This window comes from Roseateles sp. AC306, assembly GCF_979253795.1.
Genome location: NZ_CEEDEB010000019.1, coordinates 65397 through 87058 on the forward strand (window position 1 = coordinate 65397; position 21662 = coordinate 87058).

The following is a 21662-nucleotide window of genomic DNA, read 5'->3' on the forward strand; positions in this document are numbered from 1 at the left end:
GGTGTTAGACCGGCACCTTGCGCAGCATCTCGATGCCGACTTCGCCAGCGGCGATTTCGCGCAGGGCGGTCACGCCGGGCTTGTTCTTGCTCTCGATGCGCGGGCTGTGGCCCTGGCTCAGCATGCGGGCGCGGTAGGTGGCGGCCAGCACCAGCTGGAAGCGGTTCGGGATCTTGGTCAGGCAGTCTTCGACAGTGATGCGGGCCATGGTGTTCCTTGGAGAAAAGCGGATCAGGGCAGATCGAGCGCCTGAAAGACGGCCGAGCGGTTGCGCCGCTGAGCCGCGTATTTTAGCCGCTGCGCGTGGACGATGGCCTTGAGGTCGAAAACCGCCGTGTCGAACACCGCATTGACGACGACGAAATCGAAGTTCTGGGCCTGCGCCACCTCGATGCGCGCGTTGTTCATGCGCTTGGCAATCACCTCGGGTTCGGTGTCGCCGCGGCGGTTCAGGCGCAGGCGCAATTCGTCCCAGCTGGGCGGCAGGATGAAGATCAACACGGCATAGGGAAAGAGCTGTTTGATCTGCAGCGCGCCCTGGAAGTCGATCTCGAGAACCACGTCCTCACCCTGCTGCAGCCGCGTCTCGATGCCGGCACGCGAGGTGCCGTAGAGGTTGCCGTGCACCTCGGCCCATTCGAAGAAGTCGCCATGCTCGGCCATCGCGCGGAACTCGTCCGGCGTGATGAACCAGTACTCGCGGCCATGCTGTTCCTGCCCGCGCGGCGCACGCGAGGTGTGCGAGACGGAGACGGCCAGGCGCGCGTCCAGTTCCAGCAGCGCCTTGACGAGGCTGGACTTGCCCGCCCCACTGGGCGCGGCGACGACGAAGAGATTGCCGGGATATTCCATGTTTTGATGTTCTGGAGCTGAACCCGACTTGCCGCCAAGTGCTTGTCGGTCCGAAGATTTTTCTTGCCCGGGCTCCACAAGTCCCAAGTGACCCCACAAGGCGATGTTGCTGCAACGGCTGGCTTGCGCGACGCAATGCAGCGAAGCAATTTTAACTTCCGCATGCCGGCTGTCGGCGCCACGCAAGACCGCAGCCCACCGCCGCGTGAACTCAGCCCGACTATCGCTTCTCCATACCGTTGTTCAGGCTGTTGGCAGGCGACTTCGGAATCGGGCGTGCCAGGTCCTTTGGCGCGGCCTCCGCAGCCTCGATGCCGTAGTTGCGCTCCACCATCTGCATCACGCTTTCCTTGTCGGATCGGTTGTGCATGGAATTCCCTTTTTGAAATGCGCAGAGATGTCTTTGCCGGCTACATCGGCTTGAAGCGCTGCTGGAAGCTCTGGCTCACGGGCAGCTTGGTCCGCCCATCCTTGAGCAGCACCTCCATGCTGCCCAGGCCACGCTCGACACGGGCGACGTGGGTGAGGTTGATGACGACGGCGCGGTGGATCTGCCAGAACTGCTCCTGGTCGAGTTGCAGCAGCAACTCGCGCAAGGACAGGCGCAGCAGGTACTCGCCTTCTGAGGTGACGGCGCAGGTGTATTTGTTGTCGCTGCGGAAATGGCTCACGTCGGCCACCATCACGAGATGCAGGCGTTCGCCCTGAGAGGCCTGCAGCCAGCGCAGCGGTGCGCTGGGCGCGGCCGGTGCCTCGGTCGGCAAGGGCGGCGGCGTCCACTGTTGCAACCAGCGCGCCAGCTCGGCCGGCGGCAATTGCAGCCGCTGCTGCAGGCGCTGCACCGTTTCGCGCAGGCGTTCGCTGGCCAGCGGCTTGAGGAGGTAATCCACAGCGCCCTGGTCGAAGGCGGTCACCGCATGTGCGTCGTAGGCGGTGACGAAGACGACGTGGCACAGGCCCTTGATGCGCCGCGCCAGCTGCAGACCGTCCAGCCCTGGCAAGCGGATGTCGACGAAGACGATGTCGGGCCGCAGCTCCAGCACCAAGGCCAGGCCCTGCTCGCCGTCTGCGGCCTCGCCGAGCACTTGCAGTTGCGGCCACAGCTCGGCGAGCCCCTCGCGCAGGCGCTGGCGCGGCAGGGCTTCGTCTTCGATCAGCAGGGCAGTGGGGCTTTTCATCGGGTGTCGGAGTTGTCCCAGGGCAGCTCGATGCGCGCGCAAACGCCGCCGGCGGGGCGCTGTTGAACACTCAGGCGTGCGGTCTCGCCATACAGGCCGGCCAGGCGGTCGCGAACGTTGGCCAGGCCCAGACCCTGGCCCTGCGTGGCCGACGCCCCGGCAGCCTGCAGCCCGACACCGTCGTCGCGCACTTCCAGCACGAAGCGTTCACCCTCGCGTCGCGCCTCAAGATCGATGCGTCCGCCCTGCGGCTTGGGCTCGATGCCGTGGCGCACCGCGTTCTCCACCAGCGTCAACAGCATCAGCGGCGGCAGCTTGTGGCCGTTGCAGCCGGCCTGCACTTGCAGACCGAAGCGCAGGCGCGCGCCCAGCCGCGTCGCCATCACGGTGAGATAGGCGCTCGCCAGTTGAAACTCGCGGTCCAGTGTGCTCATGGGCTGGCGCAACGAAGGCAGGGCCAGGCGCAGGTAGTTGTGAAGCTCGCCGAGAAAGCGCTCGGCCGTCGCCGGCTCGCTGCGGATGAGCTGCTGCAGGCTGGCCAGCGCGTTGAACAGGAAGTGCGGCTCGACCTGGGCCTGCAGCGCCTTCAGTTCCGTCAGGCTGACCTGGCGCGACAGCTCGGCCATCGCCGCCGTCTGCTCGGCGCGCGCCAGGCGCAGCGCCAAGGCCTGCTCTTCTCGCCAGCGCCACCAGCGCAGCGGCAGATGCATCAGCAGCGCGAAGGCGAAGGCCGGCAGCCAAGGCTGCCACAGCGCCGGCGGGCTCTGCCATTGCGCCAGGCCGATGCCGGGCAGGAGCAGCGTCCCGGCCGCCGCGCCCAGGGCGGCGGCAAGCGGCACGGCCAGGGGCCACCAGCGCCAGTTGAGCGTGAACCACGCAGCGCTGCAGGCCAGCCACAGCTGCGCGGCCAGGGGCAGCCAGCGCGCCTGCGGCCAGGCCCAGCGCAGCAAGGCCCAGGCCGCCCAGAACAGCACGGCCGGGAGCAGGGCGCGGCGCAGTGCGTCAGTCCAGAGCGGCATTTTTCAGCGTTGAAGGTGGCAACTTTGCCGCTTCAGCCAGGGACGCCGCGTAGAAGCGCCGCGCCTGCTCCAGGTCGATGCCGACGGGCGTGGTCGTTGGCGCCACTCCGGGGCCGACGACCTCGAAGCGCAGGCCGCGCGCCCACACCTGCCCTTCGCCCACCAAGCCCACACCCAGGCCGAGGTGGGTGGCCTCGGCCGGCAGGTCCAGCACGACGCTCACGAGATGCCAGCTGCGGTCTGCCGGCACGGCGCCGCCCATGGGCAGCGGCTTCTCGCTGCCCCTTGCCGCAGTCACGTCGACGTTCAATTGGCCGAAGCCCTCGCCGAGGTAGAGGCCGGCCCAGCCGCGGACGGCTTCGGCCCTCAGTTCGCCGCTGAAGCGAACCCGCTTGCCGGCGTAGCCCAGCACCGATTGATAGGCCGAGCCGGCGCTGATGGGCCCGGGCGCTTTCCGAGAGACCGAGCGGATGGTCAGGGTGGGCGCGCCGCCGGCAGAAGGATCGATGCCCACTTCATAGCCGTTCAGCGCCGCCGCAGGAGTCATGGCGGCGGTGTCGGCGGGGTGGGACATCTGGAAGACGAACCAGCCTTGCGGCATGCGCAGGCCGGCGGCGCTGACGCTGAACACGACGGCGGCCAGCGGCGCGAGCAGGAGGATGCGGTAGTTCATGTGGAAGGTCCTGAGTGACGTCGTCACGGTTACTGGAGGGACAGGTTTTGCGGCAGCTTGGGCCCCGTGTCTTGCTGAAGCGTCCTCAGCATCTGTTGCACCTTCTGCTGCAGCTCCCTGGCGGCCACGGCCGCCTCGACGCCGAAGCGTTGCGTGCTCAAAGGCACGTCTCGCCCCACCTTCTCAAGCCGCACGCTTCTGGCCCAGACCTGGCCGTTGCCGGCCAGGGCCAGGCCCACGCTGACCGCACCAGGGCCGTCGGCGGGGATGTCGGCCACCACGCTGACCTCGCACCAGTCCGGGCAGGCGGCTGCGCCGAGCGGCGGTGTCTTGTCGAAGTCCGGGTCGAGGTGCGCCAGGTAGAGCAGCTTGTAGCCGGAGGCCACGACCAAGCCGCCCCAGCCGTCCACGCCCGCGGCCTTGACCTGGCCGGTGAAGCGCACGCGCTGGCCGGCATAGCCCTGGACGAACTGGCCGATGCCGCCGATGTCGCTGATGGAGCCCTTGCCAATGGATCTGACGGTCAGCGCGCGTTGGCCGCTGGCTTCGGTCTCGGGGGCGACGCCGGCTTCATGCGTGTTGCCGTCGGGCCAGCGATAGGTGGCGCCCGATGTCCAGCCGTGGGGCTGGCGTAGCGTGTCGGCGCCGCTTGCGCTCAGGGCCAGCGCCGCCAGCGGTACGGTCAGGAGGGTTCGATAGTCCATGTGTTTGTCCGTGGAGTTGAGGAGGCAGACGCAGTGTGGGCAAGCGCTGCGAAGCCCGCCCCAACGAAGCGACGAGCCAGCGTCGGCACCGACGAGGCAGGTCCGGCACCGACAAGCGACTTCGACATGAGGGCCGGCGGGACCCTCGTCGAGGGCGTCTCGTGCGCCGTCAAGCGCTTGGAGACGCGGTGATCCGGTCGAGGAAGCTCGCGTGCGACGGCATGGCCGCCACCGTGCGCGCAATCGAGCTGTGCACGGCGTGGAGGTGCCTGCGGATCAACTGCGGGTCGACAAGGTCGACATAGGGGTCGTAACGCTCGGGGTAGACGCCCAGGCCCATCAGGATGGACGCCCACGATGGCTCGGCGAAGCCTTCCGGTTCGATGACGGCGACGCGGCCGGTCTTGCGGAAGAGTTCGATCTGATGCGCGAGTTCGTCGGGTATCGACATGTCCGCGCAATAGCGCCAGAACTCGCTGTCGCGCCGCTCACCCAGCTTGTAGTGAAGGATGATGAAGTCGCGCACGGACTCGTAGCGGTAGGCCATCTGGCGGTTGAACTCGTCCGCCAGCGCGGGTTCGAATGACAGGTCAGGCAGCATCGCCGTCAGGCGACTGACGCCGTCCATGATCAGGTGAAGGCTGGTCGATTCCAGCGGCTCAAGGAAGCCGGACGACAGCCCGATGGCGACCACGTTCTTGACCCAGGCGTTTTTTCGCCGCCCGGTGATGAAGCGCTGAGGGCGGGGGTCGTCCAGCGGCTTGCCGTCCAGATGGGCGAGCAGCGTCCTTTCTGCCTCGGCCTGGTCGAGGTAGCTGCTGCAATAGACCAGCCCGTTGCCCGTGCGGTGCTGCAGCGGAATGCGCCACTGCCACCCTGCGGACCGTGCGGTCGACGTGGTGAAGGGCGTCATGGGCGTTGTGCGCTCGCAGGGCACGGCCAGGGCGCGGTCGCAGGGCAGCCAGCGGCTCCAGTCCTCGTAGGGCGACTTCATCGCACCGTCGATGAGCAGGGCGCGAAAGCCCGAGCAGTCGATGAAGAGATCGCCTTCGACCTGACGGCCGTCGCTCAAGTGAAGCGTGGTGACGAAGCCGTCTTCAGGGCGCGTCTCGACCCGGGTGATCGTTCCTTCGACCCGCTTGGCGCCGTGCCCAAGCGCGTGCTCGCGCAGGTAGGCGCCGTACAGCGAGGCGTCGAAGTGAAACGCATAGTTGAAGGCGTTGGACGGTGACGGCTCGCCGGGCTGCGGCGTGGCAAAGCGCAGCTGCCGGGCCATCACCGTCGCGGTCGACCACTCTTCATACGACGGCAGCCCGGGGTCCTGCTCTCGCATCCTGAGCCAGTACGCCCACAACGGCCGGTTGTGGATCGCCGGGCCGAAGCCGCCAAAACCGTGGAAGAAGCGATTGCCGATCCGACCCCAGTCCTGGAACTCGATGCCCAGCTTGAAGGTCGCCTTCGTCTTGCGGACGAAGTCGGCTTCGTCGATACCCAGCAACTGGTTGTAGAACTGGATGGTCGGCAACGTGGCTTCGCCGACACCGACGGTGCCGATGTCCGCCGACTCCACCAGCGTCACCTCGCAGTGCTGATGCGGTTGGTCAGGCCGGCAGAGCATGCGTGCCAGCGGTGCCGCAGTGATCCAGCCGGCACTGCCGCCGCCGACGATGACGATGCGCTGAAGCGGACGATTTCGCACAACAGTCTCCAAAAAATAACAGATCTGGTCTGTCCAGGAGTTTGCCCTATGTCTCTTTGGTCTTACCAGTTGTACGCTTGTCGCACGGCATCGGAAAAGCATTTCTCCAGACGGCGCGGTCACTTGCGCTCGCCAGCGCTCATGCGCAGTGACCATAGAAATAACGGGGCGGCCTTGTCATCAAAAAATAGTTGGTGCACCGGCCGAACTAAGCCGTCGTCAGTAGAGCAGGGCGAGCCCGAGCAAAGGGAGCAGCGACGTCGCAGATCGAGTTCTGCCGTCAGCCGCTCCTCAGTCATTTCAGAACAGGAGACAAAACGTGACGAAAAAGTTGGTTCCGCAGGCCCTTAGGTTGACTGTCATAGCGGCTTGCGCCTTTCTGGCCTCGTGCGGAGGCGGGGGTGGTGATGGGAGCGGAGGGTCTGGGGGCCGCTTCCAGGTCATCAACTTCAGCTATCCGGGCGGCAATACGTTGTTCAACGGCCCGACGACTTTGAAGGCCACCGCTACTTCCGGCTTGCCGGTCACCTTTCGCGCGGGCACTCCCACCACCTGCACAGTCGCGGACAACCAGGTGACGCTGGTGGCCGCAGGCGAGTGCCAGGTCATCGCCAGCCAGCCCGGCGGGGCGGGATCAGACGGCACCGTATGGGCCGCTGCAGACGATGCGAGCCAGTTGTTCGTGGTGTTGAAAGCGCCACAACGCTCGATGGCGCCAGTGAGTGTTGTGTTGCGGGCGACTACCGGAAGCTTCACGCTGCCAGACAAGACCAGCGCGGGTCTGCCGGCGACCTACGTGTCATCGACGCCTGAGGTCTGCACGATCAGCGGCACGACCCTGAACGCTTTGAGCGTCGGCAGTTGCCAGCTTGCGGTGACGGCGCCTGCCAACGACTCTTACGCCGCGCTGAACGCGCCGCTGGTCTTCGTTGGAATCACCCCAGACTTCCCGATGGTGGCTCAGCTGGAGGGCATGACCCGGACGGTCGCGCTGGGTTCGGTCGACGCTGGTGGCAACGCCCTGACGTATGCAAGCACCACTCCCGCAGTTTGTGCGGTCGCGGGCAATGAGCTTCGCCTGAATGCCAAGGGCATCTGCGCGGTGACTCTGTCCAGCGCGGCCGGCACTTCCGAGAACTACCAAGTGATCGTTGATCCGCGTCCGTTTGCGAGCGGCTTCGACACAGGGGCGAGGCGCACTTCGCAGTTCGGTGAAATCAAATACTCGGCGGGCTTTCCACTCTCCTGGTGTGGTGATGGACCGGGGGCGCCGAATTGCAACATGACGACATTTGCGTCGGGCTTTGGTGCGACGTTCAGTCTGGACGTCAACAAGAAGTTGAACCCGAACTGGGACGGTGTTTCCAACAACTGGTGGGGTTTCCTCAGGGGCGAGATCGGTGCTCCAAGGAAGCAGGTCGACACCAACTACGAATGGCTTCCTTTCGACGTGAAGACCGAGGAATCGATCATGGTGCAGGTGGGCATCAACGCGACCGCGCTCGTCACTGAGGCTGATGGTCCTGATCAACCTTCACGTGGCTTGTACGTGCGTATCAAGACCAATCACTTCAACAAGAAGGCCAATGGGGACGACTGCTATGTGACCGCCTCGGCGCACGTGCTCCCGAAATTTGCGGGGTTCAACAGTTACGTGATTCCGTTCAAGGACTTCGTGGTCACTGACAAGTGCGAAATCGCCGCTCTTCCCGAGACCGAGGGTTGGAGGTTCGATTGGGGCCTGTCTGCCGAATCGAAGGCGGCCGCGCTTGCCGAGATCCGGGCGCACGGCATCCGCTCGGTGGTGTTTGAGCCCGGCAGGATCAATTCCACCAAGCCAACGCCGAGGGCCGACGGTACGAAGCCGAAGCCGACGGACGACGACTACACGCTGAGCACCGAGATCACCGTCTTTGGCCAGATCACCGTGCAGTGAACACACCGTGACTTCACTTCAAACAATTCAGAGAGACAAGTCGATGAGAAAGTTCAGAACGACCGCCATCCATCGCGGCATGGTCCACATGATGCTGCTCACCGTGGGCGGCGCTGCCTTGGCGCAGACTGCGGCGGACAAGCCAGCCAGCCTCGATACCGTTGTCGTCACAGGGCAGCGCGCGGCGCTGCAGTCGGCACAGAAGATCAAGCAGAACGCCGAGGAAATCGTTGACTCGGTCGTCGCGGAAGAGGCCGGCAAGCTGCCGGACAAGTCGATCACGGAGGTGCTGCAGCGCGTCGTCGGCGTCATCATCGACCGCAACAAGTCGCGTGGCGACCCGGAGCACTTCTCCGTCGAAGGCTCGGGCATCAGCGTGCGCGGCCTCAGCTGGGGCTCGTCGCTGCTCAATGGCCGTGAGTCGTTCTCGGCCGGATGGCCGGGCCGCGAGCTGAGCTGGGGCGACGTGCCGCCAGAACTGATGGCCGGCGTGGATGTCTACAAGAACCCCTCCAGCGAGATCATCGAAGGCGGCGTCAGCGGCACGGTGAATCTGCGGACTGCCATGCCCTTTGACTTCAAGGGCACCAAGGCCTACCTGTCGGTGGGCAACAACTACACGCAGCGCTCGGGCAAGAATTCGCCGAACGTGTCAGGGCTGTACACCACGCAATGGAATACCGACATCGGGCGTGTCGGCGTTCTCGTCGACCTCTCCTATAACCATTCCAGCTTCCAGAACGAGAGCATCCAGCTGGATGCCTATTACCCACGCACTGACCTGATCGCTGGCCAGACGGCCTGGGCGCCGAAGTCGGCTTCGTTCCGCAACAACACCGGCGACAACGAACGCGCCGGCTTCTACGGCGCGCTGCAGTGGAAGAAGGACGGCATGGACTCGTCCCTGACCTATTTCGTGTCGGGCGCACGTGAGACGGGTAGCGAGCAGGGCTTCTACACCGGTACGGAGAATGCATACAAGTCGACGATCAGCGATGCGAAGTACGACGCCAACAACGTGCTGCTCTCTGGCAAGTACACCTATCTGACTGGCGCCGGGGCAAACACCTCCCCGCTTGGCGGCCTGGGCTTGCAAATCACGCGCGGCTGGAATCAAAGCAAGTCGCAGACACGTGAACTGGCGTGGAACTTCAAGTGGGCCGTCAACGACAAGTGGCTGCTGCAGAACGACCTCCAGTGGGTTCATGCGAAGAACGATTCCGTCGGCCGCAACATGCAGCTGGGCACCTTCGTGCCGAGCATGAGCATCGATGTACAGGGAAAGAACCCGGTGCGCATCGGGTTTGATCAGACCAGCACGGATTTCCTGGCCGACTCGAAAAACTATTACTGGAACCTGGTCATGCCGGGCATGAGCAAGGCCGATGCCGACCTTTACGCCTGGAAGGTTGACGCGCGTTACCGGTTCGAGGACAACCCGGTCCTCCGTGACATTCGTGTCGGCGTGAGAACCACCTACCGTGTGGCGCGCCATTACGACGCGACGGGCAACACCTGGACGTCTATTGCGGAACCCTGGAACGTCAAGCAGAACATCACGCCTGGCGTGATGCCCCCGGACGACAACTCATGGCAGTCGCGCGGAAGCTTCGCCTACATGAACGTTCCGAAGTACCAAACCGTCCCGGTCGAAACTTTCAACTTCGGCAACTTCTATGGCGGCAAGGTAGGCAAGATGCCGAACATCGTCATGCCGACGATCGGCGCCGTGCGCGACTACCCGAACACGTACCAGACGCTGTTCAACGACTACCGCTACCAGCAATGCCTGGACGGCACCAAGTTGTACCCGAGCAAGCCGGCGTGCAAATTGTCGGATTACGAGAACAAATTCCAGCCCCTGGTTTACGACGGCGACCCGTCCAAGACCAGCACGCACAGCGAACAGACCAATGCGCTCTACGCCACGCTGCGCTTCGGTTTCGACGACCTGAAGTTCCCGATCGAAGGCAATGTGGGCGTGCGCGCCGTGCTGACCAGCGACGTCTCGCACGGCTACTCGGTTTTCGAGACGGAATACACCTCGAACACGCCGCCCCACCTGCCGCGCTTCGACCTCACCGACCCTCTCGACGTGCGGAACCAATTCGTCAAGGTGCTGCCGTCGCTCAACCTGAAGATGAACTTCACCGACAGGTTGCAGGCTCGCCTGGCGATGGCCCAGAGCATGAACCGACCCGGCTTCAATCAGCTGGGCGAGTACATCAAGCTGAAACAGGACTACAACCAAGACAAGGGCACCGTCTCCTACGTCGGAGAGAACACCGGCAACGTCAAGCTCAAGCCAATCATGGCCAACAGCTATGACTTGGCGCTGGAGTGGTACCCGCGTGACGGCCAATCGATCACGGGCACGGTGTTCCACAAAGATGTCAAAGACATCATCATGAACACGGCCTACAGCCGTTCCTACAACAGTTTGGCCGGCAATCCGCAGATCTTCGGGATCACCGGCCCCGATAACGTGGGGAAGGCCAAGGTCAGCGGCATCGAAATTGCGGGCATGACCTACCTGGACAAGCTGCCGTTCCTGGACGGTGTGCTGCCGGAGTGGGCCAAAGGCATCGGCGTGTCGGCCAACTACACGTACATCGACGCCAAGCAAAGCATGTACAAGCAGATCTACAACCCCTACTGCGATGCGGGCAAGGCAAAGACGAATGGCACCCTGCACTTGTTCGGTTGCGACACGAACGGCCTGCCGTTCACCGATCTGCCGCTGCCCTACATGGCCAAGAACGCCTACAACTTCGTCTTGATGTATGACCGCGGCCCGCTGTCGGCCCGGCTGGCCTACAACTGGCACAGCCGGATCCTGCAGGCGATTGATGCCAATGGCACGCGTGGCGAGGATGCGACGAGCGCGGACCCGTCGCGCCCGGGTGCCCAGGACGTCGGCTGGGGCCTGCCGACCTGGCAGGAGGCGTTCGGCCAGTGGGACGCCGGCGTCAACTACAAGGTCAGCGACAAGCTCGGTGTGTCGCTCAACGTGACGAACCTGAACAACGTCATCGTCCGGCAGACGCAGCAGCAGCACATCGGCACGATGGGGCGTGCATGGTTCTACCCGGGCCGCAGCTACTCCATGAGTGCACGCTACGAGTTCTGACGCGGTCTCCTGACGCTGCTGAACCTGCATGCCGCCCGGACAGTCCGTCCGGGCGGCATGCCCCGTTTCAGAGGGCACGATCTGGGCGGCAAGGCTGCGACGACCCGCTGAGACTCACGGGCGGAGCGTGGAATGATCAACGTTGGCAGGTCGTTCCCGCCGGCGAACCTGGCAGAGTCCGTATGACACAGAAGTTTGACCGCATCGTCGTCGTGGGCGGTGGCAGCGCGGGGTGGATGACGGCCACGGCCCTGGTCACCGGGCTGAAGGGCCGCGGCGTCACCGTGGAGCTTGTCGAGTCCGAGGAGATCGGCATCATCGGCGTCGGCGAAGCGACCTTCCCCTCCATCCGCGAATACAACCGTCTGGTCGGCATCAACGAGGCGGAGATCCTGCGCGCCACGGATGGCACCTACAAGCTGGGCATTCGCTTCTGCGATTGGCTGGAGGCCGGCAAGGACTACTTCCATACCTTCGGTCATTTCGGCAAGCTGTTCGGATCGCAGACCCTCTGGGCCCAGCACCGGCGCCTGCGGTTGGCGGAGCCGCTGGGCCTGCAGTGCGTGCCGACGGTGATGGCGATGCAGGGCCGGTTTGCACTGGCCCCCGACGGCGAGGACGCCGGGTTCAAGTACGCCTATCACTTCGACGCGGTCAAGTACGCGGCCTTCCTGCGCAAGCTCGCGTTGCAGCGCGGCGTCCGGCACACACAGGGACGCATCCTCGAGGTGTCGCGACGCGCCGATGGTGGCGTGGCGGCCCTGACGCTCGAAGACGGGCGGCGCGTCGAGGGCGACCTCTTCGTCGACTGCTCGGGCTTTCACTCGCTGCTGCTGGGCAAGACGTTGGCGGAGCCTTTCGTCGACTTCAGCCACTGGCTGCCGGTCGACGCCGCCTGGGCCTGCCCGACGGAGCGGGTCGGCGAGGAACTCGCCCCCTACACGCAGTCCACCGCCCTGGAAGCAGGCTGGGTCTGGCGAATCCCGCTGCAAGGCCGCACCGGCCACGGCCACGTTTTCTCCAGCCGCTTCATTGATGCCGACCGGGCGCGTGAGCAACTGCTGGCGGGGCTGGACGGCAAGCCGCTGGCCGAGCCGCGCCTGCTCCGCTTCACCACCGGCCACCGCCAGCGCCCGTGGGTGCACAACGTCGTCGCCATTGGCCTGTCCTCCGGCTTCCTGGAGCCGCTGGAATCGACCAGCATCTACCTCGTGCAGGACGGCATCGCCCGCCTGATGACGGCGCTGCTGGCCGGGTCTCCGGTGGATGAATCAGACCTGGCGCTGTTCAACGAAGGCTCCGCGCGCCGCTTCACGCGCATTCGCGACTTCATCATCCTGCACTACTGCCTGACCCGCCGCCGCGACAGCGAGCTGTGGCGGCATGTGTCGACGATGGCGCTGCCCGACACGCTGGCGTATCGGCTGGAACTGTGGCGCCGCTACGGCGTGCTGCACGAGTGCGACGAGGAAGGCTTCGACGCCACGAGCTGGCTGGCCATCCACGCCGGCATGGACCACTGGCCCGAGCGCCACGACCCGGTCGTCGGCGAGATCCCCCCTGAACGGGCGCTGGCAGCACTGCAGGCGCGTCGAAACGCCATCAAGGCAACGGTGGTCCGCATGCCGCAGCACCATCACACGCTGCGCAGGACATTGGGATAACTGCACGGCTGCACTGCGTCCGGTTGATCGCTGCAGCAGCCCAGCGCCAGCTCAACCTTGCGCAATGCCGTACCTGCCGAACCCTTCTGAGGCATGGATGGAACAGGCCGGTGGGCGTCGCCGATGCCGCGTGCGGCAGCGGTTGCGGTCCATCGGCGTCTTGTCCATCTTGGCGCTCCGTGCGATCGAGTCCCCCCGATGTCGTCCAGCCTACTGCGGGGCTGAAGCAGCGGCCGCCGGTCGCCCGAGCAGCCGTTGTGGGATGAACCGGTAGTCGGCGTCGGGCGCTCCTGGCTTCTTCCAGACCAGCGCCAGAGCCAGGTCCGGGCCTGGCCCCTGGAAATAGCGCACGCGGAAGTTGCGCAGGCCCTTGGCCAGCTTCACCGTCTCCATCAGCGGAGACGGCGCATGGATGCCGTCGTTGTTGATCACTTCCACGTCATCCACGGTGAGGATGGCCCCGTCGTCAGACAGCACCATGAGATCCATGGTGATGTCCTGCGGGATGTTGACGGTGAAGCGGATGTCCAGCCCGAACCATTCGTTCATGTCCAGCCCCGGGAACCCGTCATTGAATTTGCGCGGCGAGACGTCGAGTTGGGCCAGGCAGACGGTCTTGACGGGTTTGAGCCGGCGAATGTCCTTCACTTGGGTGAAGCCCGGCCGCAGGCGGAACACCTCGGCAATCATCTTGCGATCCGGCGCGTCCGCGCATTCTTCAAACAGCTTCGGCGGCACCGGGCTGCTGGCTGCGGCAGCGGTCACCGTAGGCGGCGGGGGTGTGGGCGCGGGCGGTGGCGGCGGCGGCGGAGGTTGGACCGGCGGCGGCACCGGTGCGACCTTGGGCACCTCGATGGGCGGAATTTCGGGAATGGCTGGCATGTTCGGCGGCGGCGGGTCTGGCAGCTTGGGCGGGGGCGGCGGCGGTTCGGAGGGCTTGGGTGGCTGCTTGACCTCGACGATGCTGATCTGCGATATGCGCGGCTTGTTTGGTGGCGGCACCCGCGAACGCCACGACAGCACCAGCACCAGAAGCACGAGGTGGAAGACCACGGCAATCGTCAGCGCGTAGACGTTGAATCGGCGGCCCCATTGCGGCCGCTGTGCAGGTTCGGCGGTGGCCGGGGCCGGGTCTTTCGGTAGCGAGGACATGAGTTCTTCTCGTGACGTGAGTCTGTTTTCTAGTGACGCGCACGGGTTCCAGGCGTGCGCCGCAGGAGCAGCCGCAGCATGCGTGTTTGGCTCACGGAGGCGTCCTTTCACCGGCGCCGCGCGCGTCCAGCGAACGCAGGAAGCTGGCCAACGCGCCGCGGTCGGCGGTAGACAGCGCCTGCGTGCCGCCGTGCCCGGACGCCAACACGTCCTGCAACGTCGCGGCCTGGCCGTTGTGGAAGAAGGACGGTGCGGCCCACAGGCCTTGCAGCGGCGGCGTGTGGAAGCCGACCCCGGCAAGAGCCTGCCGGGAGCCTTTGCCGGACGAGGCCTGGACGGTGCCGACATCGTGGCGCAGGCCGTCCTTGCGTGTCGCGCCGGCGTGGCAGGTCGCGCATTGCATGGTGCCGAACAGCTGCTGGCCGCGCAGCGCCTCCACGGTCAGGCTGCCATCGGCCTGGCGCTCCGGGCTGCGGCCGTGCCGCGACAGCGAGCTCATGTAGGCGGCAAGGTCGTCGAGGTCGCGGCTGCGCCCGCTCTTGGGTGCGCCGAGCGGGTCGGACGTGGCCCAGAAGTCGCGGTCACTCAGGAAGCCCGTGCCGCCGAAGGCGCCGCGGATGTCGTTCTCGAAGTCCTGCAGCTCGTCGAAGTTGGCGGTCCAGTGCACGCGGCCCTGGCCCAGGCCCGCGCGCCCGTTCAGGCTGATGGTGCGGCGCAGGCCTTCGCCGCGCTGCGTGAAGTCCCAGACCATGCCGTCGTCGCCGCCATCGGCGTGGCAACTCGCGCAGGACATGTAGTTGTCGCGGCTCATGCGCCGGTCGGCGGCGTTGTAGAACAGCCGCTTGCCGCGCAGCACGGCCTGCGGCAGCGGCTCGACAGCCACTGCCGCCACGGTCGCGAGCGGCCGGGCGGAGAAAGACTCCGCCGACAGCACCGGCGCGATGTCGTAAACGCCGACCGAGCGGCCCAGGAAGTTGTTGACGTACAGGCGCTGGCGCCGCTCGTCGACGTACAGGCCATGCGGCGCGCGGTCGGTCTCGATCTCGCCGCGCACCGAGCGGTTGTAGGCATCGACGACGGCGATGCGGTTGCCCTCCATCTGCGCGACGAACAGGTAGTCGCCGTTGGGCGAATAGGCCGCGGCACGGGCCGGCGCGCGGTCGTTGAAGTCGAGCTGCTCGGAGAACACCTCGGCTGCGTCGGGCACCAGCGCGAGCTGCGACAGGATGGAGCGCACCGTCGTCTCGTGCGCCAGCGGCCGGCCGTCGCGGAAGGTGCCGCCGACGATGTTGTCCTTCTTGGACGGCAGCGCGGCACGCAGGCCGTCCGGCGAGATGACCACCTGGTGCAGGTAGTTGGGCACGCCGCGCGCGCGGTTCTCGGCGTCGATCGTCGTCGTGTCGACGCGCAGGGGCACGGTCTGGTACAGGGTCAGCTTCTTGTCCAGGCCGACGCGGTACACCTCGCCGCGGTCCATGCGCGAGCGGAAGCGTGTCACCAGCGCCTGGGAGGAATCCGCGTTGACGGCGATGCCGCGCACGTCACCCGTCAGCTTGAGCGATGTACGCGCGGCGCCGCTGGCCGGGTCGAAGCTCATCAGTGTGGCGCTGCCCTCCAGCGTGACCAGGCCCATGCGCTGGTCCGGCGTGAAGACGACGCCATGCGGCGCGCTGCCGTAGGGCAGCTGCACGGTGGCCGAGACGCTGCCGTCCTGCGGGTTCAACGCGACGAGCTTGTCCTCGCCCTGCACGGTGACCCACACGCGCCCGTCCGGCCCGATGGCCAACGTGCGCGGCTCATCGCCGACGCGGGCCTCCCAGGCCTTGGCCAGCGTGTCCGCAGCAATCGCCGTGACGGTGCCGCTGTCGGGGTTGACGCTGAACACCTGCGCGGCGTTGCCGACGATGTTGCTGCTTTGTGCGGGCGCCTTGGCGGTGCGCGGGTTGATGACGGTGCGGTGCAGCGCGTGGGTCTGCTCCGCGCCATCGGCCGTGCGCACCGTCAACACCACGTTGTAGTGGCCGGCGACCGTGAACTTGTGCGATGCCGCCAGCGTGCGCGAGTACGCGGTGCGCTGTGAGCCGTCGCCGAAGTTCCAGCGGTACTGCGCGCCGGCGCGCGCCAGCACGGTGGGGTTGAAGTCCGCCCGGCTGCCAACCACCAGCGTCGCATCGCCCACCGCGCCGGCAACGCGCACGGCGGCCTGGCGGTCCAGCGTGGCGGCCTCGCCGTCGCCCAGCACACGGTTGTAGAGGCGCACGTCCGCCAGGCGGCCGCGGAAGAAGTCGGCACTGCCCTGGATCTGGCCGAGCAGCAGCGGCTGGGCGGGTGAACCCCGTTGACCCGCCGGGCCCTTGCCACTGCGCTTGACGCCGTCCACGCGCAGGGTCAGCGCGCCGCTGACCGCGTCGCGCGTCAGCATGACGGCATGCCAGCGGCCGTCGTTGACCGGCTGGGCCGATGCGAGGCCGGGGTTGGTAGGGGAGGGCTCGCCGACGGACAGCCGCAGCCGGCCCCGCTCGTCCAGCCAGCCCCACAGCATGCCCGCCGGGCCTTGCCCGAAGATGCCGGGCGCCTGCGCCGCGTTGGCGTGGCCGCGCTGGGTGGTCTTCATATGCAGGCTCAGCGTGGCGGTGCCGCCGGCCAGATTGGTGCTGTCCGGCTTGCCCAGCACCACGCCGGCGCTGCGGCTCGCGAAGTTCAGGCCGCCGTCGCGGAAGCTGTCGCTGGGCGTCGTCTGGCCGTCGTTGCCGGCAACGATGTCCCCCAGGCTCTGCGCCAGCGGCCAGTGGTGGGCCAGGCCGGTGGTCGCTGCCGTGTCGGCGACGGCGCGCTGGCTGCGGTCGCCGGTGGTGAACTGCGCACTGAACGCCGTGGCGACGGCGTTGCCGGCGTAGTCCCTCAGGCCACCGGCCGGAAGCAGCACTTCATAGGTCGTGTTCGGGGCCAGGTCTTGCGCCGGCGCGAAGTTGACGATGCCGAGCTGCACGCTGTAGGTGCCGGCCAGCGGCGCGCCGCCGCGCGGGCGCACGATGAAACTGGTGGCGTTGAGGCTCTCCGGCAGGATGTTGTCGGTCAGCGCGATGCCGATGCGCGAGGTCGTCGCCTGCTTGATGGCCCCGGGCCGGGGCGAGACCTGGCGCACCTTGGGTGGCGTTGTGTCCGGGTTGCGGTCGTGCACGATGAAGCCGCTGCCCTGGCCGTGGTCGTTGCCGACGTAGACCAGGTTGCCCATCGGCGTGACCTGGCCGTGGTCCGAGTGGCTGGCCTCGTCGGAGCCTTCGGGGTAGAGGCCGGCCCTGGCGACGCGCCGGTGGTTGAGCGGGTCGCTGACGTCGACCTTGTGCATCCGCACCTGCGCGCCCTGAAAGACGAACTGGTCCTGCGTACTGCAATAGAGCTGCTCGTCCATCAGCAGCCGGTCGTCCTTGGGCACGAAGCGGGCCGGGTCCTCCAGGTCGAAGGAGAACATGCGCCCGTCGGGTCCACGGCCACGGGCCGAGCCGTAGACGTTGCGGCCGTCGAAGCAGATCGAATAGAAGAAGGGCACATTGCCGACGCTGTCCAGCAGGCGGGGGTTCAGCGGGTCGGAGATGTCCAGGCTGGCCAGCCCGGCGTAGGTGTCCATCGAACTCAGCACGAGGTGGTTGCCCATCGTGAAGATCGGCCCGATGCGAAAGCTGCCCAGCTCGCCGGTGGGCACCGGGTTGGGCCGCCCGCCGCCACGGTTGGCCAGCACCGGGTGGGCCGGGTCGCGCGCGTCGACGATGTACATGCCGTCCTCGGCCGATGCCACGTACACGTACGGCGCCTGCCACCACAGCTGCCAGGTGACCTTGGAGTAGTCGCCGCCGTCGACCGTTGGCAGCGATAGCTTGCTGACCTGGCGGATGTCGTTGACGTCGCTGAAGTCCCAGAACTCGATGCCCTTGGTGCTGGGCACGACCAGGTATTGCCGGCCGTTGATCGTCGAGTGGCCGATGGCGTGCGGCTCGCGGAATTGCGCGGTGCGCCCCTCGGGCTCGTAGATCTTCTTGACCAGCCGCAGGCTGCGCGGGTTGGAGACGTCGTAGACGAGGAAGCCGCCGGTGGACTGGCCGCTGTCCGGTGCGAACATCACGACGAGGTAGCCGTTGAGCATCAGCGTGACGTTGGTGCCGTACTCCTGCCGCCCCGGGTAGCGAAACGGGATGTCGCCGTTGCCCGCGCCCGGCGCTGTCTCGGTCTTGATCACCGAGACGGGGTTGAACAGCTCGGCCTCGGTGTAGCTGAGGTTGCCCAGGCCGGGGCCTTGTCTGGGCTCGGCAGTGACCAGGGCGGCCAGCGAGGCCAGCAACGTCAGCGCGCTGCCGCCGGTGATGGCGGCGTGCGCCAGGAAAGCCGCGCCCAGGCTCAGCAGCGCAACGGCTGCTGTTCGGAACTTCATCGCTTGTCTCATTGTTCTCATACTTCTCGCCGGCGCCCGGCGCCCGGCGCTCTGTTCAGTAGGTTTCGAGGCTCAGCGTGCCGAGGTCCAGACCGTCGCTGGTGGCGCGCAGCGTGATGCGGCCGGGGCTGTCGGTGGACTGCAGGATGACCTGCGCATGGCCGTTGAACACGCTGCGTTGCCAGGGCGCGGTGGCCGTGGTCGTGCGCAGCGTCAACCAGCGCCGGCCGCCCTGGGCGCCCTCGATCAGCTTGCGCATGCCTTCGGTCGGTGTGGCGAAGACGAGGGTCAGCGTGTTGACGTCGGCCAGCTGGGCAAGGTCCAGGTCGATCACGCCGATGCCGTCCTCGCGGCGCGGCGTCTGGGCCCTGCCGTTCAGGTAGACCTGCTGGCCGGGCGTGATGTCGCCCACAAACAGCGCCGCGCGGCCAACCCCGGCGGCCGGGCGGGCAAAGCTTGCGTGCACGACGTTCCAGGCGCTGTCCGCCGGCTGCTTCTCCGGCGGCAGCCAGGCGAATGGGTCGCGCGCCTTTGCGGCATCGGCATCGGCCAGCAATGCCGCCGCGTCCTCCTGCCGCGCCACGCCCTGCAGGCGCCAGCGGTCGAGCGCCGCGTAGCGATGGAACTCGGCCGGCTTGTCGGCCTCGTGCGAGCCCGGGTCTCCATTGCCCATGCCGATGAGCCGCGCAGGCCCCGACACCTCGAAGTTGATGCGCTGGCCGGCCGTGGGCACGACGCGGCCCTCACGGTCGACCACGCTGACCCGCACCACCGCCACGTCGTCGCCATCGGCGCGGATGCGTGCGCGGTCGGCCGTCAGCCGCACCGCGCTGCCATTGCCCGTGGTGGCCACGGTTTCGGTGACGACCAGCTTGCCGGCTTGATAGCCTCGTGCCACCAGGCTGCCCGGCGCGTAGGGCACGCTCCATGGCAGATGGGCGTAGCGCGCCAGCGGCTTGCGGCCCAGCGACGTGCCGTTCAGCAGCAGCTCGACCTCGTCGGTGTTGGCGTAGACGCGCACATCGATGGGCTGGCCTTCGCGGCCGGGCCAGTTCCAGTGCGGCAGCACATGCACGGTGGGCTCGGTGGTCCAGGCCGTGCGGAGATAGTGGCCGCTGTCCTTCAGCAGGCCGGTCGTGTCCATCATGCCGAACTGCGAGGAGACGGCGGGCCAGCCGAAGGGCGTGGTCTCACCGCGGTAGTCGAAGCCGGTCCAGAAGAACACGCCGGCAATGAACTTGCGCTCGGCATTGAAGCGCCAGGCCTCTTCGACGGACGCGGTCGACGCGCCGCCGGAGCGCTTGTCGTAGGCAGCGACCTGCACGCGGGCCGGATCGTCGGCGTAGATGCCGCGCGTGGCGTAGGTCAGGCCTTCCTCGGTGACGACCGTTGCGCGCTCGGGGAAGCGTTTGTGCATCGCATCGATGTTGTGCTGGGCCTTGTAGTTGAAGCCGAGCACCTCCGAGCCGACTGCGGTGCCTTCAGGCCCACCTGAGCCGGACGCCGCCAGCGTGCCCGGACGCGTCGGGTCCATGCGCTTGATGATCGCCTGCATCTCACGCGCCAAAAGCGTACCGACGGCGCTGTTCTCGATGGCCCATTCCTCGTTGCCGACCGACCACAGGATGATGGACGGGTGGTTGCGGTCGCGCCGCACCATGCGTTCCATCTCGTCGCGGATCTGCGGCGCGGTGCCCATCATGCGGTGCTCGTCGATGACGAGGATGCCCAGCCGGTCGCAGGCGTCCAGCAGCTCGGGCGTGGCCGGATGGTGCGCCGAGCGGATGGCGTTGACGCCCATGCCCTTGAGCATCTTCAGCCGCGCCTCATGCATGGCGTCGGGCAGGGCGATGCCGATGCCGGCATGGTCCTGGTGGTTGTTGACGCCATGCAGCTTGACGTGGCGGCCGTTGAGGAAGAAGCCCGCGTTGGCGTCGAAGCGGATCGTGCGGATGCCGAAGGGCGTGTCGTAGCTGTCGACCGCTTTGTCGCCGCTCTTCACATGCGTCGTCAGCGTGTAGCGCTGCGGCGTTTCCAGCGACCACAGCTGCGGCGCCGTCACGCGCAGCGTGGCGGCCACATCGGTGCTGGTGTCCACACCCACGCGCCTGGCAGGCACGCTGGCGCGCGCGACGACGCGGCCTTCGGGGTCGCGCAGCTCGTGTTCCAGGCTGAAGGCCGCGGTTGCCTTGCCGTCGTTGCGCACCGTCGTGTCGACGGCCACCTCGGCGCGGCCGCCGGTGACCGTGCTGCGCACGAACGTGCCCCAGTGGTCCACGCGCAGCGGCTCGATCTGCGTCAGCCAGACATGGCGGTAGATGCCGGCGCCTTCGTACCACCAGCCTTCCTGCGTGGTGGCGTCCACCCGCACGGCGACGACATTGCGGCCGCCGTAGTTCAGGTAGTTGCTGATGTCGACGCGAAAGCTCGAATAGCCGCTGGCCTCGCGATGCAGGTAGTGGCCATTGACCCAGACCACGCTGTCGCGGAAGACGCCGTCGAATTCCAGCGCGATGCGCTTGCCCTGGGCAGACGCTGGAATGGTGAGTTCGCGCCGGTACCAGCCGACGCTGTTCTCGGGGAAGGCCCGGCCGATGGCCTTGGAGCCATGCAGCGAACTGCCGCGTTGGGAGAACGGCAGCTCCACCGCCCAGTCGTGCGGCAGGTCCAGGCGGCGCCAGGCGCGGTCGTCGAAGTCGGCCGCCGCAGGGCCATCGCCAAAGCCGGCCTTGGCGAAGAAGAAGGAGCCCGTGCCGTGGTTGAAATCCTGCGCCGGGTCATGCGCATGGCCCAGCGCGAAACGCCAGCCGTTGTCGATGCGGGTGCGCTGGCGCGGGCTGTCTGCTGCACTGGCGCTGCCGGCGGCGAGGGCGAGCGCGAAGGCCCAGCAGAGCCAAACGGTTCGGAAGAAGAAGCAATCGCGTCTCATCTGGATTTTTCGAGAAAGGTTGTCTGTTCGCCGGCGTCGCGATCACGCACGCTTCGCTGTGAGGTTTGGGACAGTCGGCCGATGAACTGCGGAGGGGCGCAGTTGCACCTAAGAGAGTGGCCTTCTTGTGTCGGTATGACCAATTTGGGCTGATACCCTGGATTTCTTTGAATTTTGCGGCAAGAGGTCAGACCAATACAACTGGCGAAGACCCTGTCACCGGGTTGGGGTGAGCGATACGGAGCGCGGAGGCATCAGCGCTGATCCGCGGACAGCGGGCGGCAACGTAGAGAACGCGCC

Annotated in this window: 14 protein-coding genes; 3 read left to right on the forward strand and 11 right to left on the reverse strand. The window is 66.7% G+C overall.

Going from position 1 to position 21662, the window contains the following annotated elements:
* Positions 1 to 4: 4 nt before the first annotated feature.
* The 8 genes from rpoZ to AC0IZJ_RS25590 form a co-directional block, all read right to left on the reverse strand.
* Complete coding sequence (gene rpoZ, locus AC0IZJ_RS25555) at positions 5 to 208, reverse strand: DNA-directed RNA polymerase subunit omega (RefSeq protein WP_025563690.1); 204 nt, start codon at positions 206 to 208, stop codon at positions 5 to 7.
* A 23-nt stretch (positions 209 to 231) separates the two neighbouring features.
* Complete coding sequence (gmk, locus tag AC0IZJ_RS25560; RefSeq protein WP_471854607.1) at positions 232 to 852, reverse strand: guanylate kinase; 621 nt, start codon at positions 850 to 852, stop codon at positions 232 to 234.
* A gap of 220 nt (positions 853 to 1072) precedes the next feature.
* On the reverse strand, positions 1073 to 1222 hold the full coding sequence (locus AC0IZJ_RS25565) for a hypothetical protein (RefSeq protein WP_471854608.1): 150 nt from the start codon (positions 1220 to 1222) through the stop codon (positions 1073 to 1075).
* Positions 1223 to 1262: 40 nt separating this feature from the next.
* The gene (locus AC0IZJ_RS25570; protein ID WP_471854610.1) at positions 1263 to 2030 is read right to left on the reverse strand and encodes a LytR/AlgR family response regulator transcription factor; all 768 of its coding nucleotides are present in this window, start codon (positions 2028 to 2030) and stop codon (positions 1263 to 1265) included.
* Positions 2027 to 3049, reverse strand: a complete 1023-nt coding sequence (locus AC0IZJ_RS25575) for a sensor histidine kinase (protein ID WP_471854612.1) — start codon at positions 3047 to 3049, stop codon at positions 2027 to 2029. The genes AC0IZJ_RS25570 and AC0IZJ_RS25575 overlap by 4 nt, the downstream gene beginning before the upstream one ends.
* Positions 3033 to 3749: a hypothetical protein gene (locus tag AC0IZJ_RS25580; RefSeq protein ID WP_471854614.1), complete on the reverse strand. Its 717-nt coding sequence runs from the start codon at positions 3747 to 3749 to the stop codon at positions 3033 to 3035. Before AC0IZJ_RS25580 ends, AC0IZJ_RS25575 begins: the two co-directional genes overlap by 17 nt.
* 2 nt (positions 3750 to 3751) lie before the next feature.
* A complete protein-coding gene (locus AC0IZJ_RS25585; RefSeq protein ID WP_471854616.1) occupies positions 3752 to 4426 on the reverse strand; it encodes a hypothetical protein in 675 nt (224 codons plus the stop codon).
* A gap of 169 nt (positions 4427 to 4595) precedes the next feature.
* Positions 4596 to 6125: a tryptophan halogenase family protein gene (locus AC0IZJ_RS25590; RefSeq protein WP_471854617.1), complete on the reverse strand. Its 1530-nt coding sequence runs from the start codon at positions 6123 to 6125 to the stop codon at positions 4596 to 4598.
* Between the two features lie 319 nt (positions 6126 to 6444).
* Between AC0IZJ_RS25590 and AC0IZJ_RS25595 the strand changes: the two genes are divergently transcribed.
* The 3 genes from AC0IZJ_RS25595 (at position 6445) to AC0IZJ_RS25605 (ending at position 12855) form a co-directional block, all read left to right on the forward strand.
* On the forward strand, positions 6445 to 8061 hold the full coding sequence (locus AC0IZJ_RS25595) for a hypothetical protein (RefSeq protein WP_471854618.1): 1617 nt from the start codon (positions 6445 to 6447) through the stop codon (positions 8059 to 8061).
* 43 nt (positions 8062 to 8104) lie between these two features.
* Positions 8105 to 11191, forward strand: coding sequence for a TonB-dependent receptor (locus AC0IZJ_RS25600; RefSeq protein ID WP_471854620.1), 3087 nt, complete (start codon positions 8105 to 8107; stop codon positions 11189 to 11191).
* 182 nt (positions 11192 to 11373) lie between these two features.
* Positions 11374 to 12855, forward strand: a complete 1482-nt coding sequence (locus tag AC0IZJ_RS25605) for a tryptophan halogenase family protein (RefSeq protein ID WP_471854622.1) — start codon at positions 11374 to 11376, stop codon at positions 12853 to 12855.
* A gap of 210 nt (positions 12856 to 13065) precedes the next feature.
* Here the strand turns inward: AC0IZJ_RS25605 and AC0IZJ_RS25610 are convergent, their stop codons facing one another.
* The 3 genes from AC0IZJ_RS25610 to galA form a co-directional block, all read right to left on the reverse strand.
* The gene (locus AC0IZJ_RS25610) at positions 13066 to 13908 is read right to left on the reverse strand and encodes a PA14 domain-containing protein (RefSeq protein ID WP_471854623.1); all 843 of its coding nucleotides are present in this window, start codon (positions 13906 to 13908) and stop codon (positions 13066 to 13068) included.
* Positions 13909 to 14098: 190 nt separating this feature from the next.
* A complete protein-coding gene (locus AC0IZJ_RS25615) occupies positions 14099 to 18433 on the reverse strand; it encodes an Ig-like domain-containing protein (protein WP_471854625.1) in 4335 nt (1444 codons plus the stop codon).
* 55 nt (positions 18434 to 18488) lie between these two features.
* On the reverse strand, positions 18489 to 21362 hold the full coding sequence (gene galA / locus AC0IZJ_RS25620; RefSeq protein WP_471854627.1) for a beta-galactosidase GalA: 2874 nt from the start codon (positions 21360 to 21362) through the stop codon (positions 18489 to 18491).
* Between the last annotated feature and the right edge of the window lie 300 nt (positions 21363 to 21662).